Source organism: Paenibacillus sp. FSL P4-0081 (assembly GCF_000758565.1).
In the GTDB taxonomy this organism is placed as follows: domain Bacteria; phylum Bacillota; class Bacilli; order Paenibacillales; family Paenibacillaceae; genus Paenibacillus_AQ; species Paenibacillus_AQ phytohabitans.
The window spans coordinates 7639622-7654961 of record NZ_CP009280.1; the positions used below are offsets into that span (position 1 = coordinate 7639622).

At 50.4% G+C, this 15340-nt stretch carries 10 protein-coding genes, 14 tRNA genes and 4 rRNA genes; 3 read left to right on the forward strand and 25 right to left on the reverse strand.

The genetic code is table 11. From position 1 onward, the window contains the following. The first annotated feature begins 24 nt into the window (after window positions 1-24). On the forward strand, window positions 25-438 hold the full coding sequence (locus tag P40081_RS32460; RefSeq protein WP_039294354.1) for an ImmA/IrrE family metallo-endopeptidase: 414 nt from the start codon (window positions 25-27) through the stop codon (window positions 436-438). A gap of 79 nt (window positions 439-517) precedes the next feature. Here the strand turns inward: P40081_RS32460 and P40081_RS32465 are convergent. The 20 genes from P40081_RS32465 to P40081_RS32560 all read right to left on the reverse strand — a co-directional run bounded on the left by P40081_RS32465 (window position 518) and on the right by P40081_RS32560 (window position 8676). Next, window positions 518-591 (reverse strand) — tRNA-Pro (locus P40081_RS32465). Between the two features lie 18 nt (window positions 592-609). Continuing rightward, a tRNA-Gly gene (locus P40081_RS32470) sits at window positions 610-683 on the reverse strand. Between the two features lie 12 nt (window positions 684-695). After that, window positions 696-769: transfer RNA gene (locus P40081_RS32475), tRNA-Pro, on the reverse strand. A gap of 153 nt (window positions 770-922) precedes the next feature. Next, window positions 923-999: transfer RNA gene (locus P40081_RS32480), tRNA-Arg, on the reverse strand. An 8-nt stretch (window positions 1000-1007) separates the two neighbouring features. Beyond that, a tRNA-Gly gene (locus P40081_RS32485) sits at window positions 1008-1082 on the reverse strand. A 7-nt stretch (window positions 1083-1089) separates the two neighbouring features. Next, window positions 1090-1173: transfer RNA gene (locus P40081_RS32490), tRNA-Leu, on the reverse strand. A gap of 16 nt (window positions 1174-1189) precedes the next feature. Further along, window positions 1190-1262 (reverse strand) — tRNA-Lys (locus P40081_RS32495). A 5-nt stretch (window positions 1263-1267) separates the two neighbouring features. Then, a tRNA-Gln gene (locus P40081_RS32500) sits at window positions 1268-1341 on the reverse strand. Window positions 1342-1394: 53 nt separating this feature from the next. Further along, window positions 1395-1470 (reverse strand) — tRNA-Val (locus tag P40081_RS32505). Between the two features lie 136 nt (window positions 1471-1606). Beyond that, a tRNA-Glu gene (locus P40081_RS32510) sits at window positions 1607-1681 on the reverse strand. 12 nt (window positions 1682-1693) lie between these two features. After that, window positions 1694-1769: transfer RNA gene (locus P40081_RS32515), tRNA-Thr, on the reverse strand. A gap of 1 nt (window position 1770) precedes the next feature. Beyond that, window positions 1771-1846 (reverse strand) — tRNA-Asn (locus P40081_RS32520). Between the two features lie 9 nt (window positions 1847-1855). Continuing rightward, a 5S ribosomal RNA gene (rrf, locus tag P40081_RS32525) occupies window positions 1856-1972 on the reverse strand. A gap of 78 nt (window positions 1973-2050) precedes the next feature. Beyond that, a 23S ribosomal RNA gene (locus tag P40081_RS32530) occupies window positions 2051-4981 on the reverse strand. A 240-nt stretch (window positions 4982-5221) separates the two neighbouring features. Next, a tRNA-Ala gene (locus P40081_RS32535) sits at window positions 5222-5297 on the reverse strand. A gap of 30 nt (window positions 5298-5327) precedes the next feature. After that, window positions 5328-5404, reverse strand: a tRNA-Ile gene (locus P40081_RS32540). Window positions 5405-5448: 44 nt separating this feature from the next. Next, window positions 5449-5565: ribosomal RNA gene (gene rrf / locus P40081_RS32545) — 5S ribosomal RNA — on the reverse strand. A 124-nt stretch (window positions 5566-5689) separates the two neighbouring features. After that, window positions 5690-7245, reverse strand: a 16S ribosomal RNA gene (locus P40081_RS32550). Together the 16S, 23S and 5S rRNA genes with 14 tRNA genes alongside form the textbook arrangement of a ribosomal RNA operon. A 346-nt stretch (window positions 7246-7591) precedes the next feature. Further along, window positions 7592-7822, reverse strand: a complete 231-nt coding sequence (locus P40081_RS32555) for a hypothetical protein (protein ID WP_025336637.1) — start codon at window positions 7820-7822, stop codon at window positions 7592-7594. Between the two features lie 242 nt (window positions 7823-8064). Continuing rightward, on the reverse strand, window positions 8065-8676 hold the full coding sequence (locus tag P40081_RS32560; protein ID WP_042140120.1) for a stage II sporulation protein M: 612 nt from the start codon (window positions 8674-8676) through the stop codon (window positions 8065-8067). Between the two features lie 131 nt (window positions 8677-8807). Here P40081_RS32560 and pdaB point away from each other — a divergent pair, with 131 nt between their 5' ends. Continuing rightward, on the forward strand, window positions 8808-9611 hold the full coding sequence (gene pdaB, locus P40081_RS32565) for a polysaccharide deacetylase family sporulation protein PdaB (RefSeq protein ID WP_042140121.1): 804 nt from the start codon (window positions 8808-8810) through the stop codon (window positions 9609-9611). A gap of 44 nt (window positions 9612-9655) precedes the next feature. Here the strand turns inward: pdaB and P40081_RS32570 are convergent, their stop codons facing one another. Together P40081_RS32570 and P40081_RS32575 are read right to left on the reverse strand one after the other, a co-directional pair. Next, complete coding sequence (locus P40081_RS32570) at window positions 9656-10477, reverse strand: PPK2 family polyphosphate kinase (RefSeq protein ID WP_042140122.1); 822 nt, start codon at window positions 10475-10477, stop codon at window positions 9656-9658. A 130-nt stretch (window positions 10478-10607) separates the two neighbouring features. Next, entirely contained in the window at window positions 10608-11198 is a 591-nt protein-coding gene (locus tag P40081_RS32575) for a KinB-signaling pathway activation protein (protein WP_042141718.1), read from the reverse strand. Between the two features lie 127 nt (window positions 11199-11325). Between P40081_RS32575 and gerD the strand changes: the two genes are divergently transcribed. Next, complete coding sequence (gerD, locus tag P40081_RS32580; protein ID WP_042140123.1) at window positions 11326-12030, forward strand: spore germination lipoprotein GerD; 705 nt, start codon at window positions 11326-11328, stop codon at window positions 12028-12030. A gap of 81 nt (window positions 12031-12111) precedes the next feature. Here gerD and P40081_RS32585 read toward each other — a convergent pair whose 3' ends face one another. From P40081_RS32585 to sat, 3 genes are all read right to left on the reverse strand, one after another. Beyond that, window positions 12112-13221, reverse strand: coding sequence for an Mrp/NBP35 family ATP-binding protein (locus tag P40081_RS32585; RefSeq protein WP_042140124.1), 1110 nt, complete (start codon window positions 13219-13221; stop codon window positions 12112-12114). A gap of 89 nt (window positions 13222-13310) precedes the next feature. Next, complete coding sequence (gene cwlD, locus P40081_RS32590; protein WP_042140125.1) at window positions 13311-14057, reverse strand: N-acetylmuramoyl-L-alanine amidase CwlD; 747 nt, start codon at window positions 14055-14057, stop codon at window positions 13311-13313. A gap of 72 nt (window positions 14058-14129) precedes the next feature. Continuing rightward, window positions 14130-15305 (reverse strand): sulfate adenylyltransferase, encoded by a 1176-nt coding sequence (gene sat / locus P40081_RS32595; RefSeq protein WP_042140126.1) that lies wholly within the window; start codon window positions 15303-15305, stop codon window positions 14130-14132. Window positions 15306-15340: the final 35 nt, after the last annotated feature.

Here is a 15340-nt window from a genome sequence, read left to right on the forward strand (position 1 = left end):
ATTAACATGCTGCGGGTGAAGAATATGGATGAGCTAATCAAGCGTCTGGTCAAAAAATATAAAACCAACAACCCCTTCGAGCTGGCTGGGGCCCTCGGCATTCACATCAGGTTCATCAATCTGGGCGAAGGCACCAAGGGCTTGTATTACCGTAAGTTAAGAAGAAGGTTTATCGTCATTCATAATGAGCTGCCTCTGGAGTGGCAGCGGTTTGTATGTGCGCATGAATTGGCTCATGACCGTCTGCATAAAGGGGTCAACCGTTTTTTTCTGGAGGAAAACTCTTTTTTCTCACCGGGGAAGCTGGAGCGTCAGGCCAATATATTCGCAGTGAAGCTGCTATCCGCTGGAACTTCTATCGAGCAGGATGAATCTTTACAGAGCTATTATGCAAGGATCGGCATCCCGGCAGAGGTTGTCTTTTTTTTAGACGATTAAAGGAACATATGTTCCTTTAATAACACAACAAAAAACTCTTACCGAAGTAAGAGTTCATTGCCAGCTATTAGCTGTGTTATCGGGATGACACGATTTGAACATGCGACCCCCTGGTCCCAAACCAGGTGCTCTACCAAGCTGAGCTACATCCCGAAACTATGAAATTTAATATGGAGCGGGTGATGGGAATCGAACCCACGCTATCAGCTTGGAAGGCTGAAGTTCTACCATTGAACTACACCCGCAAAGGTGAAATATCGGGATGACACGATTTGAACATGCGACCCCCTGGTCCCAAACCAGGTGCTCTACCAAGCTGAGCTACATCCCGATGATATAAAAGCTATACTGCAAAGTAATAATGGCGTGCCCTGAGAGATACGGATGCTACGCATCCGATTGCGAAGTTATTCTATCGAAGCATATGCTCCAACAAACTCGTTCGAATCTTGAGGACACTTTAATGATTCAATGAAGTTATAAATGGCGCGCCCTGAGAGATTCGAACTCCCGACCTTTTGATTCGTAGTCAAACGCTCTATCCAGCTGAGCTAAGGGCGCAAAAATTATGGAGCGGACGACGGGAATCGAACCCGCGACCCTCGCCTTGGCAAGGCGATGCTCTACCGCTGAGCCACGTCCGCAAACAAGTGGTGCGCGTGAAGGGACTTGAACCCCCACGTCTTACGACGCCAGATCCTAAGTCTGGTGCGTCTGCCATTCCGCCACACGCGCATAAAATTAATAAAAGTGAGCCATGAAGGACTCGAACCTTCGACACCCTGATTAAAAGTCAGGTGCTCTACCAACTGAGCTAATGGCTCGCAATTGGCAGGGGATATAGGATTCGAACCTATGATGACGGAGTCAGAGTCCGTTGCCTTACCGCTTGGCGAATCCCCTACAATAGATACCTATATAATGCCCACAATCTCCCACAAATATCAAGAAAATTATGGTGGAGGCTGAGGGGTTCGAACCCCCGACCCTCTGCTTGTAAGGCAGATGCTCTCCCAGCTGAGCTAAGCCTCCATATGTATGGTGACCCAAAGGGGTATAAAAATTGGTGACCCGTATGGGATACTCTTCACTCCGTTACGAGATTGCGAAGTATTCCTCACGAAGCCTATGCTTCAACGAACCCTGGGAATTCTCATCCCATAAAAATTGGTGACCCGTATGGGATTCGAACCCATGTTACCTCCGTGAAAGGGAGGTGTCTTAACCCCTTGACCAACGGGCCTTAGTAAATCTGTGGAGCTCTCAACCGGATTCGAACCGGTGACCTCTTCCTTACCATGGAAGCACTCTACCTGCTGAGCTATGAGAGCATGGCTCCCCGAACAGGACTCGAACCTGTGACAACTCGATTAACAGTCGAGTGCTCTACCAACTGAGCTATCAGGGAATATTGTCCGCTTGGCAGCGTCCTACTCTCCCAGGACCCTTCGGTCCAAGTACCATCGGCGCTGGAGGGCTTAACGGTCGTGTTCGGGATGGGTACGCGTGGAACCCCTCCGCTATCGCCACCAAACGGGCATTTACAGCGTAAATGCTTCAGGAATTTGATTCCTGAAAACTGAATCCGAAACGAATCTGCGTTCTAAGAAATTTGGATAAGCCCTCGACCGATTAGTATTGGTCAGCTCCATGCATTGCTGCACTTCCACCTCCAACCTATCTACCTCGTCGTCTTCAAGGGGTCTTACTAATTGGGAAATCTCATCTTGAGGGGGGCTTCACGCTTAGATGCTTTCAGCGCTTATCCCGTCCGTACGTAGCTACTCAGCCATGCTCCTGGCGGAACAACTGATGCACCAGCGGTACGTCCATCCCGGTCCTCTCGTACTAAGGACAGCTCCTCTCAAATTTCCTGCGCCCACGACAGATAGGGACCGAACTGTCTCACGACGTTCTGAACCCAGCTCGCGTACCGCTTTAATGGGCGAACAGCCCAACCCTTGGGACCTACTTCAGCCCCAGGATGCGATGAGCCGACATCGAGGTGCCAAACCTCCCCGTCGATGTGGACTCTTGGGGGAGATAAGCCTGTTATCCCCAGGGTAGCTTTTATCCGTTGAGCGATGGCCCTTCCATGCGGTACCACCGGATCACTAAGTCCGACTTTCGTCCCTGCTCGACTTGTAGGTCTCGCAGTCAAGCTCCCTTATGCCTTTGCACTCTGCGAATGATTTCCAACCATTCTGAGGGAACCTTTGAACGCCTCCGTTACTCTTTAGGAGGCGACCGCCCCAGTCAAACTGCCCGCCTGACACGGTCCCCGTACCCGATTAGGGCACCAGGTTAGAACCTAGATACGATCAGGGTGGTATCCCAACGGCGCCTCCGCAGAAGCTTGCGCTCCTGCCTCTACGGCTCCCACCTATCCTGTACAGATCGTACCCAAATTCAATATCAAGCTGCAGTAAAGCTCCATGGGGTCTTTCCGTCTTGTCGCGGGTAACCTGCATCTTCACAGGTATTAAAATTTCACCGGATCTCTCGTTGAGACAGCGCCCAAGTCGTTACGCCATTCGTGCGGGTCAGAATTTACCTGACAAGGAATTTCGCTACCTTAGGACCGTTATAGTTACGGCCGCCGTTTACTGGGGCTTCGGTTCACAGCTTCGGGTTTAACCCCTAACCACTCCCCTTAACCTTCCAGCACCGGGCAGGCGTCAGCCCGTATACTTCGCCTTGCGGCTTCGCACAGACCTGTGTTTTTGCTAAACAGTCGCTTGGGCCTTTTCACTGCGGCCCCCTCGGGCTATTCACCCTACCGAGGCACCTCTTCTCCCGAAGTTACGAGGTCATTTTGCCGAGTTCCTTAACGAGAGTTCTTCCGCGCGCCTTAGAATTCTCTTCTCGCCTACCTGTGTCGGTTTGCGGTACGGGCACCTTCTCCTGGCTAGAGGCTTTTCTTGGCAGTGTGAGATCATGACCTTCGCTACTACAATTTTCGCTCCCCATCACAGCCCAGCCTTAGTGATGTGCGGATTTGCCTACACATCAGCCTCACTGCTTAGACGGACATATCCATCAGTCCGCGTCACTACCCTCCTGCGTCACCCCATCGCTCATAGCGGATTACGGTGGTACAGTAATTTCAAACTGTTGTCCTTCGACTACGCCTTTCGGCCTCGCCTTAGGTCCCGACTTACCCTGAGCGGACGAGCCTTCCTCAGGAAACCTTGGGCTTTCGGCGGATCAGATTCTCACTGATCTTTTCGTTACTCATACCGGCATTCTCACTTGTATGCTGTCCAGCGCTCCTTACGGTACACCTTCAACCTACATACAACGCTCCCCTACCCCAGATGCAGAGCATCTAGCCATAGCTTCGGTGGTGTGTTTAGCCCCGTTACATTTTCGGCGCAGAGTCACTCGACCAGTGAGCTATTACGCACTCTTTCAATGGTGGCTGCTTCTAAGCCAACATCCTGGTTGTCTGTGCAACTCCACATCCTTTCCCACTTAACACACACTTGGGGACCTTAGCTGATGGTCTGGGCTGTTTCCCTTTTGACAATGGATCTTAGCACTCACTGTCTGACTCCCGGCAAGAAGTTAATGGCATTCGGAGTTTGACTGAGCTTGGTAACCCTTGCGGGCCCCGCACCCAATCAGTGCTCTACCTCCACCACTCCATTCACCGAGGCTAGCCCTAAAGCTATTTCGGGGAGAACCAGCTATCTCCGAGTTCGATTGGAATTTCTCCGCTACCCCCACCTCATCCCCGCATTTTTCAACATGCGTGGGTTCGGGCCTCCAGTGCGTGTTACCGCACCTTCACCCTGGACAGGGGTAGATCACACGGTTTCGGGTCTACGTCCACATACTCAATCGCCCTATTCAGACTCGCTTTCGCTGCGGCTCCGGCTTCTCACCTTAACCTTGCATGTTAAACGTAACTCGCCGGTTCATTCTACAAAAGGCACGCCATCACCCATAGATCGGGCTCTGACTTTTTGTAAGCACACGGTTTCAGGTTCTATTTCACTCCCCTTCCGGGGTGCTTTTCACCTTTCCCTCACGGTACTGTTTCACTATCGGTCGCCAGGTAGTATTTAGCCTTAGCAGATGGTCCTGCTGGATTCATACGGGGTTTCACGTGCCCCGCACTACTCGGGATCCGTCTCGGAGAGAACACAGTTTAGGCTACAGGGCTTTTACCTCTATCGCGGGCCTTTCCAGACCTCTTCGCCTACCATATTCCTTTGTAACTCCATGTGAGACGTCCCACAACCCCAAGAGGCAAGCCCCTTGGTTTAGGCTGTTCCGCGTTCGCTCGCCGCTACTGACGGAATCACTATTGTTTTCTCTTCCTCAGGGTACTTAGATGTTTCAGTTCCCCTGGTCTGCCTCTGCGTATCCTATGTATTCAGATACGAGTAACTGCGAATTACCACAGCTGGGTTTCCCCATTCGGACACCCCCGGATCAAAGCTTGCTTACAGCTCCCCGAGGCAGTTTCGTTGTTCGCCACGTCCTTCGTCGGCTCCTGGCGCCTAGGCATCCTCCGTGTGCTCTTATTAGCTTAACCGTCACTCCGGTGTTTCGCTTGCTTGCTCATCTTGTTTTGAATGCCGCTCATGGATTGCTCCATTCACTAACACATTCAAAGCCAAAGGTCGCTGCACAATCGAAAACCTTCGTTCTGTACTAATAACTATTTCAACTTGCTTACACAAGTTTCAGCTAAAAGATGTTCTAAAACGCAAATTCGTTTCGGTATCCAGTTTTCAAGGATCAAGTTCTTGCATATAATCTTGTAAAGAAGTATTGGTGGAGCCAAGCGGGATCGAACCGCTGACCTCCTGCTTGCAAGGCAGGCGCTCTCCCAGCTGAGCTATGGCCCCATAGAGGTATTCAATTCTAAAATTGTTATATGGTGGGCCTTGGTGGACTCGAACCACCGACCTCACCCTTATCAGAGGTGCGCTCTAACCAACTGAGCTAAAAGCCCATATAACAGATAACATTGTGAATCAACCAATAAATTGATTGTTCGCTTGGCGGCGTCCTACTCTCCCAGGACCCTTCGGTCCAAGTACCATCGGCGCTGGAGGGCTTAACGGTCGTGTTCGGGATGGGTACGTGTGGAACCCCTCCGCTATCGCCACCAAACGCATACGAAAGAGACTTGCTCTTTCAAAACTGAACACGAGTGAGTGTCCGAACCCGGAGGTTCTATTGTGGAAGCTTAGCTTCCGATTTGAATGTCACCGTTGCAGGTGACGATTCTCCATAGAAAGGAGGTGATCCAGCCGCACCTTCCGATACGGCTACCTTGTTACGACTTCACCCCAATCATCTACCCCACCTTCGGCGGCTGGCTCCCTTGCGGGTTACCCCACCGACTTCGGGTGTTGTAAACTCTCGTGGTGTGACGGGCGGTGTGTACAAGACCCGGGAACGTATTCACCGCGGCATGCTGATCCGCGATTACTAGCAATTCCGACTTCATGCAGGCGAGTTGCAGCCTGCAATCCGAACTGAGACCGGCTTTGCTGGGATTGGCTCCGCCTCGCGGCTTCGCTTCCCGTTGTACCGGCCATTGTAGTACGTGTGTAGCCCAGGTCATAAGGGGCATGATGATTTGACGTCATCCCCACCTTCCTCCGGTTTGTCACCGGCAGTCACTCTAGAGTGCCCAGCCTTACCTGCTGGCAACTAAAGTCAAGGGTTGCGCTCGTTGCGGGACTTAACCCAACATCTCACGACACGAGCTGACGACAACCATGCACCACCTGTCTCCGATGCTCCGAAGAGGGGCACTATCTCTAATGCTTTCATCGGGATGTCAAGACCTGGTAAGGTTCTTCGCGTTGCTTCGAATTAAACCACATACTCCACTGCTTGTGCGGGTCCCCGTCAATTCCTTTGAGTTTCAGTCTTGCGACCGTACTCCCCAGGCGGAGTGCTTACTGTGTTAACTTCGGCACCAAGGGTATCGAAACCCCTAACACCTAGCACTCATCGTTTACGGCGTGGACTACCAGGGTATCTAATCCTGTTTGCTCCCCACGCTTTCGCGCCTCAGCGTCAGTTACAGCCCAGAAAGTCGCCTTCGCCACTGGTGTTCCTCCACATATCTACGCATTTCACCGCTACACGTGGAATTCCACTTTCCTCTTCTGTACTCAAGTCACCCAGTTTCCAGTGCGACCCCAGGTTGAGCCCAAGGTTTAAACACCAGACTTAAATGACCGCCTGCGCGCGCTTTACGCCCAATAATTCCGGACAACGCTTGCCCCCTACGTATTACCGCGGCTGCTGGCACGTAGTTAGCCGGGGCTTTCTTCTCAGGTACCGTCACTCCGGTAGCAGTTACTCTACCGGACGTTCTTCCCTGGCAACAGAGCTTTACGATCCGAAAACCTTCATCACTCACGCGGCATTGCTCCGTCAGGCTTTCGCCCATTGCGGAAGATTCCCTACTGCTGCCTCCCGTAGGAGTCTGGGCCGTGTCTCAGTCCCAGTGTGGCCGTTCACCCTCTCAGGTCGGCTACGCATCGTCGCCTTGGTGGGCCGTTACCCCACCAACTAGCTAATGCGCCGCAGGCCCATCCCCAAGTGGCAGATTGCTCCGCCTTTCATTCTCTCTTCAGGAGAGGAAAGAAATTATCCGGTATTAGCTACCGTTTCCGGTAGTTATCCCAGTCTTGAGGGCAGGTTGCCTACGTGTTACTCACCCGTCCGCCGCTAAGTTAATCCAGAGCAAGCTCCTTCATAACTCCGCTCGACTTGCATGTATTAGGCATGCCGCCAGCGTTCGTCCTGAGCCAGGATCAAACTCTCCAAATTGTATTTAGAAAGAGCGATTGCTCATTTTGAAACATCTGACGAGAATTTTCATTCTCTTTTTTCGGAAGTCACTTTCGTGATTTCCCACTCACTCGTTGTTCAGTTTTCAAAGATCAATGTCTCATTTTAGCTCTTCACCGCATCTCAGCGGCGACCTTTATAATATATCATAGTGTTTCGTTGTTTGGCAAGCTTTTTTTTGAAAAAGTTATTTTTCATTATTTCCTGCCTGCAGCACCCTTTTAAACATTCAAAAGGAGCGCGAGATATAATGTATCATGCCGGCTCCCTTTTAGTCAAGCTATTAGGTTAATTTTATTTGTTCTGGTCTTATAGCCTTTAGAATTCAATGTTTGAACTGTGAGGAACGTCCTCCCCACGCGTACTTGGACAACTCCTTCTGTGGGGCAAAACGTGCATACATACGGAATACGGTTTTATATCGATTGGCAATAGCGTGTCTGATATTCTGATCTAAACGCTGATCGCTCAAATCCAGAAGCATTTCATCCAGCTCTTTGCGCAAAACATAGTCCAGCTCCTTGCATTCCTTCTCATTGAACAACATCCCGAGCATATGCTTGGCCTCCTTCATGAAATTCATAGCTATCAACAACCATCAAATGCCGTGTCTTCTACTGTAGAAAATAGACCATTCGATGTGGGAAGCTCCAATTGTACTGCTTACACTAGATTAACCGGAGCATAGGATCTATAACCATAATTATAAAAAATTCCATTATGGTCTCTTTATATCCAAATTCCGACTATGGGACCAATTTATTTGGCTTTTAATGTTATGCTCAATTCCCATAAATTTTATGATAAAAGTGAAAATGTAATTGTACTCTCAATAATTGCCGCGATGAACAGCAGAATAACTATCCATACCGAAGCGGTAAAAGTCTGCCGCATGAACGCCTGCCAATGGTCTGCTTCCCTCTCATTCCTCTTTCCCGCCCGAAACAGGGCAGATAACGCTTTGCCTCCGAATCTCAGACCAAAGGCACAGGCAATAATGATTGCCGGAATCTCGATAATCCCGTGCGGCAGCAATCCTTTTACAATCAGGGTGAACAGGTCCTGTCCCTGTATTGCGGACAGATGAATCAGATAACCAATGACTGCACCGTTAATCAGCAGGAAGAACACCGGCAATATTCCAAACAGTGCCCCTAGAAATATAATAACCACGCTTTTGATGCTGTTGTTCAGAAAGATAAATACAAAAAAGCTCCATTGCGGATTAGAGGATTCTCTAAGGCTCCCGCTGATTTCGCTGATTCCTTTCAATTGCTCATTCAGCAGCTGCTGCAGACTTCCCGTACCGATCCAGCCAATTACTCCGCCGGCTATGAATAACAAGGCTGCTGTCAGCAGCGCTTTGCGGATCGTTCCCAGATCTTTGATAAACGTATTAAAAGATAACATGTGTACCTCCTGAAATGATATCGCTCTTTAAAAGCATTTGCTGCGGTTTTATATCTGCGGTCATAAGCGCCCTGTACGAGCATACATTTAGAACAAACAAGCATTTCGCATGGGAGAGGAGCGCTGACATTATGAATTCTTTTTATGTATTCAGCGGCAAAAAGATAAAACGGTTCATTTACATCTTTGCTGCTGCGCTTCTTACCGCCGGCGTCGTCTATGTCGAGAGGGGTAATATTACTGTTTTCTCTGAAGCGGCCCCTTCCGCCATTTACAGCGTGCCGACGGAAAAGAAGCTCATCGCCTTAACCTTTGATATTAGCTGGGGGGAGAAGAGACCGGAACCGATCCTGAAGGTGCTGGAAGACAAAAAGGTGGATAAGGCTACCTTCTTTCTATCCTCCCCTTGGAGTAAGACCCATCCAGAGATTGTCACCAGCATCAAAGACGCCGGATATGAGATTGGCAGCCACGGCCACAAGCATGTGAACTACAGTACGCTGAGCAATGAAGAAATCCGTACGCAAATTACTACTGCCCATACGGTATTAACCGAACTGACGGGAACACAGCCTAATCTGATCAGAATGCCTAACGGCGATTTTGACAAAAGAGTGCTGCAGGTTGCCTCCGACCTTGGTTATAAGGTCATTCAATGGGATACGGATTCGCTGGACTGGAAGAATATCGGTGTGGATAATATCGTGAACCGTGTGACGAGCAAGGCCCATCCCGGAGATATCGTACTGCTGCATGCCAGTGACTCCTGTAAGCAGACTCATGAGGCATTGCCGCAAATCATTGATAAGCTGCGCAGCCAGGGATATGAGTTCGTTACTGTCTCTGAATTAATCAGCCAAAGCAGTGCAGACGGCAAAGAAGTCCGCGACTCTGCTTGGCTGGATAATGGCTTGGAAGACGCTGCCGGGATGTAGTCCAGCCTATTCCCAACGCAGCCGCTGCAGGGGATAGTTATCTGTTAGTGGCGCGGAGAAATAAGCTCGGAAATATCAGGAGTGGGGGTATTTAGTTTCGGATAACTCAGGTCAAGCCCCTCCAGCGTTTTCACCACAATGGCCAGCGCCAGGTAATTGCGGTACCATCGGTGATTCGCCGGAATCCAGTACCACGGTGCTTTCTCTATGCTGCTTTGCTCAAAAACATCTTCATAGGCCTTTTGATAATCGTCCCAGTATTCACGCTCCTGCAGATCACTGGCGTCGAACTTCCAATGTTTCGCCGGATCATGAAGCCGCTCCTGGATCTTCTCCAGCTGCTTCTCCTTGGAGATATGCAGAAAGAGCTTGATTACCGTTGTCCCCTCTTCCGCCAGCATTTCCTCAAACTGGCGGATGTAGCGGAAACGCCGCTTGGCATCCTCTTTCTTCAGGCTGCCGTGCACACGCGGTACCAGTACATCTTCATAATGTGAACGGTTGAACGCAGCGATATAGCCTTTGGGTGGTGTCTTCATATGGACTCTCCACAGGAAATCGTGAGCTTCCTCCTCAAGAGAGGGCTTCTTGAAGCTGGTAACGATGAACCCTTGCGGGTTGATGCCGGAGAAAATATGCTTAACGGTCCCGTCCTTCCCGCTGGAATCCATTCCTTGAAGTATAACGAGCAGGGAATGCTTCTTTTGTGCAAAAAGGATATCCTGAAGCTCAGCCAGCCGTTTCTTCAGCTTCTCCATTTTGGCTTCCGCTTCTTCTTTGGATTTGAATTCACCGCGTTCGTTGGGATCGAGGCCCTTCAGGCGTGTTTCACTTGTGTCTTTTATCATATAACGCTTGATGTTCATATATTCCCTCCTCCACTCTGTTCTTTAAGATTAACCTCTTAAAGTTGATTTTAACCGTTCCGCACAAGCAATGCCAAAACCCCGCCACCCTGAGTGTATTCAGGTGAGCGGGGTTTTGGTTTATGGACTTTTAAATTGAGGCCGGTTTCAAAATCCGGTGCAGCATCAAAATCTGGAACGCATTGCAAGCGACCAGCGGAACCAGAATAAAAATGGTGGCGCTATCTACGCCGATCCGGAGTACACCGATAATCTCAACAATGGTGATGGCGGTCATAAAGAAAAAGGTTGGAATCCAGGCTGAAGCATTGGTACCCCGCATTTTGAACCAGGAAACAATAATTGCGGTAAGCAGAATCCCCAGACCCAAAATCAGGTCGGATGCAACACTCCGGTCCCCGCTCACAAATGTACGCAGGAAAACCAGTTCAAGCAGCGCGAGCACTGCCAGCACCAGTTGTATGTACCGCCATGCCTTGCGCGGGAACACGCCGGTGCCCATGTAATTAAGAATCAGATAAGCGAAGAACCCCAGCTGTGCATATACACTGACGAGCACTCCGTAGCCAAAAAGGATCAGGGAGTAAAGTAAAAGGTCGGCGGTGCTCTTGAAATCGATTCCGCCATTGACTATCTGCAGGGCAAGACCGGCAATCACGGCCCCTCCTGCTCCGATCAAAAGCGTGGTCCAGAATAAATAAAACCATTTTCTTAAGTTCAGCGCTTTCACCTCCCCGTGTCAGATTTATTTTACCAAGGTTACCGTCAAAAAACCATTACACTCCAACATAAATGTGTGCCCCCGCGGCATACTACAGTCAGTAACTCTATAAAGGAGGGCAGCGCCAATGAAATGGAGGACTTTGTGGTCTGGAGGCTTGGCACTCGGCTTGGTTATGGCCTTAACGGCCTGCGGAGGCGAACAGAGCAGCAGTTCTTCTTCCGGACAGGGCGGATATAAGGAAATGAAGACGATGGTTGTAGATATATTGAAAAGTGATGAGGGGAAAAAAGCGGTTGAGGAGGCCCTCTCCACCCCCAGCTCGGGTGAAAGCAGCACAAGCGGGCTGAGCATGAAAATGATGCCGATGCAAACAACCGAGCAGATCCGGATCGCGGTTAAAGACACCATCACAGCTCCTGAGTACCAGAAGGAAATCGAAAAGATCATGACGGACCCGCAGTTTGCCGGGGAGTTCGCCAAAGCGATTAATACGCAGAGCAAGGAATTGCATCTTCAATTAATCAAGGACCCCACTTATCAAAAGTCTGTCGAAGAAATTATGAAATCGCCTGAAATGATGAAGATGTTCCTCGACCTTACTAAGACTTCCGATTACCGCAAGCAATCCATGACCATTATGCAGGAGGCCATGCAGAACCCGCTCTTCCGTATGGAAGTGCTTGATCTGCTCAAAACTGTAGTACAGGAAGAGCTGCAGCCTAAGGTACAGAAAAAGGATGCCGAAAAAGGCGGCGGGGGCGGCGGAGAGGAACAGGAAAGCGGGGGCGACAGTCAGAAGCAGGAAGGCGGAGATGATTCCGGCTCCTAAAATAACATACATTCTATTCAAAAAAGGCCTTGCCCCATATGGGACAGGCCTTTTTTGTGTTGCAAACAAATTACTCAGCGCTTACTCCTCGTACTTAGCGATCAGCTTGTCTGCAATTTCTGCAAATAACCCTCCGGTTGGCGTATCCGCCTTATACACTGACGGTGAGAAATCAGGCTCAGAGATATGGTTGTCCGGTGCACCGAGCGGCACCTGGGCCAGCAGCTCTGTATGCAGCGTTTCGGCCAGACGTGCACCTCCGCCGCGTCCGAAGATATAATCTTTCTTGCCGCAGGAGGAACATTCATAATACGCCATATTCTCGATGACCCCAAGAATCTCATGATCCGTCTGCAGAGCCATAGAGCCTGCTCTGGCAGCCACAAAGGCCGCCGTAGCATGAGGGGTGGTTACAATGATCTCCTTGCTGTGCGGCAGCATCTGGTGCACGTCAAGCGCCACATCGCCCGTTCCCGGAGGCAGATCCAGCAGCAGGTAATCCAGCTCGCCCCAGCCTACATCGCTGAAGAACTGGCGCAGCATTTTGCCAAGCATCGGCCCTCTCCAGATAACAGGACTATTCTCACGGATGAAGAAGCCCATCGACATGACCTTCACTCCAAATCGTTCCACCGGAATAATGGTACCTTCTTCCACGACTGGTCCCTCTTCAATGCCCATCATATCCGGGATACTGAAGCCATAAATGTCGGCGTCGATCAGACCGACCTTTTTACCTTTTCTGGCTAGTGCTACGGCAAGGTTCACCGTCACCGTAGACTTTCCCACTCCGCCCTTGCCGCTGGCGATCGCGATGAAGTTCACGCCCGAATTCTCATTGATCAGCTCATGCCCCTCAAGGCCCGCTGCATGGCCTTTCAGCTTCTCGCTTTGTTCTGATTCCCGCTCGTCCTCTGCACTCTCTCCACGGAGTATAGCGCGTTCATAATCGGTGGCATCACGCAGACGGATATGAATATTATCCGCTCCGCCTTCAGTAAGCAGATCGCGAACCTGCTGCTCCAGCTCCATACGCTGCTTCTCCTCGGAGTCAAGACACACGACAGATAGCGAGATCCGGTCTTCTTTAATCATGATATCGCGGATCAGCTGTAATTCGACAAGGCTTTTTCCGGATTCCGGGTCTGTGAGCGGCTGCAAAAGTTCCTGAATTTGTTCCCTAGTCAGCATGGAAAGCACCTCTGTTCCTTCCCGGACGGGTAAGCTCCGGTATTTTCGTCTATTATAGCATTACCCTCCGGCGGAAGAGTAGTCCCACCCTATGGCTGCTCAGAGGTATACCGCAGGATCCCCCGGTAGATACTGGTTGCCACCTTCCGTTGATACACATCGTCTCCAAGCAGAACGGATTCCTCAGGATGGGATAGGAACCCTACCTCAACTAAGACAGCAGGCATCTTTAATACTTTTAACAAATAAATGGTGTTCGCAGTCTTGGGCACACGGTCTGTATTCTCAAGGGTAGCCTTCAGCTCATCCTGTACCAATCCGGCCAACGCCTTGTTGCCCTCATTGCTTGGATAATAGAAGGTTTGTGCTCCGCTCCAGCGGTTCGAAGGAATACTGTTCATATGTACGCTGATAAACAGATCGGCGCCCTTCTCCTCGATGCTTCTGACCCGCTGCTTCAGATCCTCCGTCTTGCGCTTGGCATACCCTTTGGTGCTGTCCTGGGCCAGATCATAATCCCCTTCCCGGGTCATTACTACAATAGCTCCCGCCTGCTGCAGATAGTCGCGCAAATAAAGGGACACCGAAAGGTTGATATCCTTCTCAATCAGCCCCTCACGGCTCACTGCACCGCCATCCGGCCCCCCGTGGCCAGCATCAATGGCAATTACCTTGCCGGAAAGCGGCAGACTCCAATAATTGATCGTCTTGGCAGTCGGCATATCATAAGCAATAATACCGATCATCACAGCGAGTAATGCAGTGCCCAGGATGCTTTTTTTGATGCTGCTCCAAGAGATCCAGACCGAGACTTTATGCTGCTGCCCTCCAGACATAACAAAGACCCCCTCGTCCCGATAGATTCTACTCATCTATATGGGACAAGAGGGCCAAATAGTACTGGCTGTTTAAGCTTGGACCGAAACTTCCGGAGACATGCCTTCAATCAGAATCTGCGCCACTTCGGGGCGCGTGAATTCAGGTGGCGGACATTGTCCGTCGCGAAGAAGTGCCCGTACCTTAGTTCCGGAGAGCGTCAAATGCTGATCACCCGGATGCGGGCAGGTTTTGCTGGAGGCCATGTTGCCGCATTTCACACAGAAGAAGCTATGTTCGAAGAATAATGGCGTAATGCCAAGTTCCTCGGCGGTAAAGTTCGCAAAGATCTCCTGGGCTTCGTAAGTGCCATAGTAGTCACCCACACCGGCATGATCACGACCGACAATAAAATGTGTGCAGCCGTAATTCTTGCGCACCATCGCATGGAATATCGCTTCACGCGGTCCGGCATAACGCATTGCCGCCGGGAATACACCGAGGAATGTGCGGTTCTCCGGATAATAATTCTCCAGCAGCGCAAGATAACTCTTCATCCGCACGTTGGCCGGCACATCGTCAGACTTGGTTTCACCTACAAGCGGATTCAGGAACAGGGCGTCTACAACCTCCATAGCGCACTTCTGGATGTACTCATGAGCGCGGTGCACCGGATTGCGTGTCTGGAAGCCCACAACGGTTCTCCAGCCTTTATCCGCGAAGATCTGACGGGTCTCGGCAGGGTCGAAATAGAACTCACCGAATTTCTCAGGCTGCGGCCGGTTCAGTACAGTTATAGGACCACCTACATAAGTTGCCGGACGGGCGAGCAGTTTGCTTACGCCAGGATGCTCTGGATCGGTTGTCTTGAAAACATTCTGCGCTTCAAGCTGCTGATCCACTTCGTAAATACTCTCAATATCAAGCAGTCCGTAGATTACACCGTCTTCTTCACCAATCAGCGACACTCTTTCACCCACTGCAAGGGATGCCGCCTGCTTGTCATCAACAGCGAGTGTGATAGGAATGCTCCATACAGTTCCATCTGCCAGACGCATGCTAGTGACCACAGAATGGTAGTCCGCTTCATTCAAGAAACCAGTAAGCGGCGAAAATGCACCTACACCAATCAAATCCAAATCAGATAAAGTCCATGTATTGAGAGCAATTGATTTATTGGCTGAGGCTTGCTGCAAGAGTTGTTCTCTCTCCACACCCTCTGCTATACGCTGAACCAGCGCTCCTCCATGAGGAAGTATTGAAGTCATCCTTGTTCTCTCCTCCTGTGTGCAATGCTAGTGTG

Bases quoted from the DNA above. Each gene is read 5' to 3' on its own strand.
- P40081_RS32460 (WP_039294354.1), top strand. From the start codon at position 25: ATGGATGAGCTAATCAAGCGTCTGGTCAAAAAATATAAAACCAACAAC.
- P40081_RS32555 (WP_025336637.1), bottom strand. From the start codon at position 7,822: ATGCTCGGGATGTTGTTCAATGAGAAGGAATGCAAGGAGCTGGACTAT.
- P40081_RS32560 (WP_042140120.1), bottom strand. From the start codon at position 8,676: ATGTTATCTTTTAATACGTTTATCAAAGATCTGGGAACGATCCGCAAA.
- pdaB (WP_042140121.1), top strand. From the start codon at position 8,808: ATGAATTCTTTTTATGTATTCAGCGGCAAAAAGATAAAACGGTTCATT.
- P40081_RS32570 (WP_042140122.1), bottom strand. From the start codon at position 10,477: ATGAACATCAAGCGTTATATGATAAAAGACACAAGTGAAACACGCCTG.
- gerD (WP_042140123.1), top strand. From the start codon at position 11,326: ATGAAATGGAGGACTTTGTGGTCTGGAGGCTTGGCACTCGGCTTGGTT.
- P40081_RS32585 (WP_042140124.1), bottom strand. From the start codon at position 13,221: ATGCTGACTAGGGAACAAATTCAGGAACTTTTGCAGCCGCTCACAGAC.
- cwlD (WP_042140125.1), bottom strand. From the start codon at position 14,057: ATGTCTGGAGGGCAGCAGCATAAAGTCTCGGTCTGGATCTCTTGGAGC.
- sat (WP_042140126.1), bottom strand. From the start codon at position 15,305: ATGACTTCAATACTTCCTCATGGAGGAGCGCTGGTTCAGCGTATAGCA.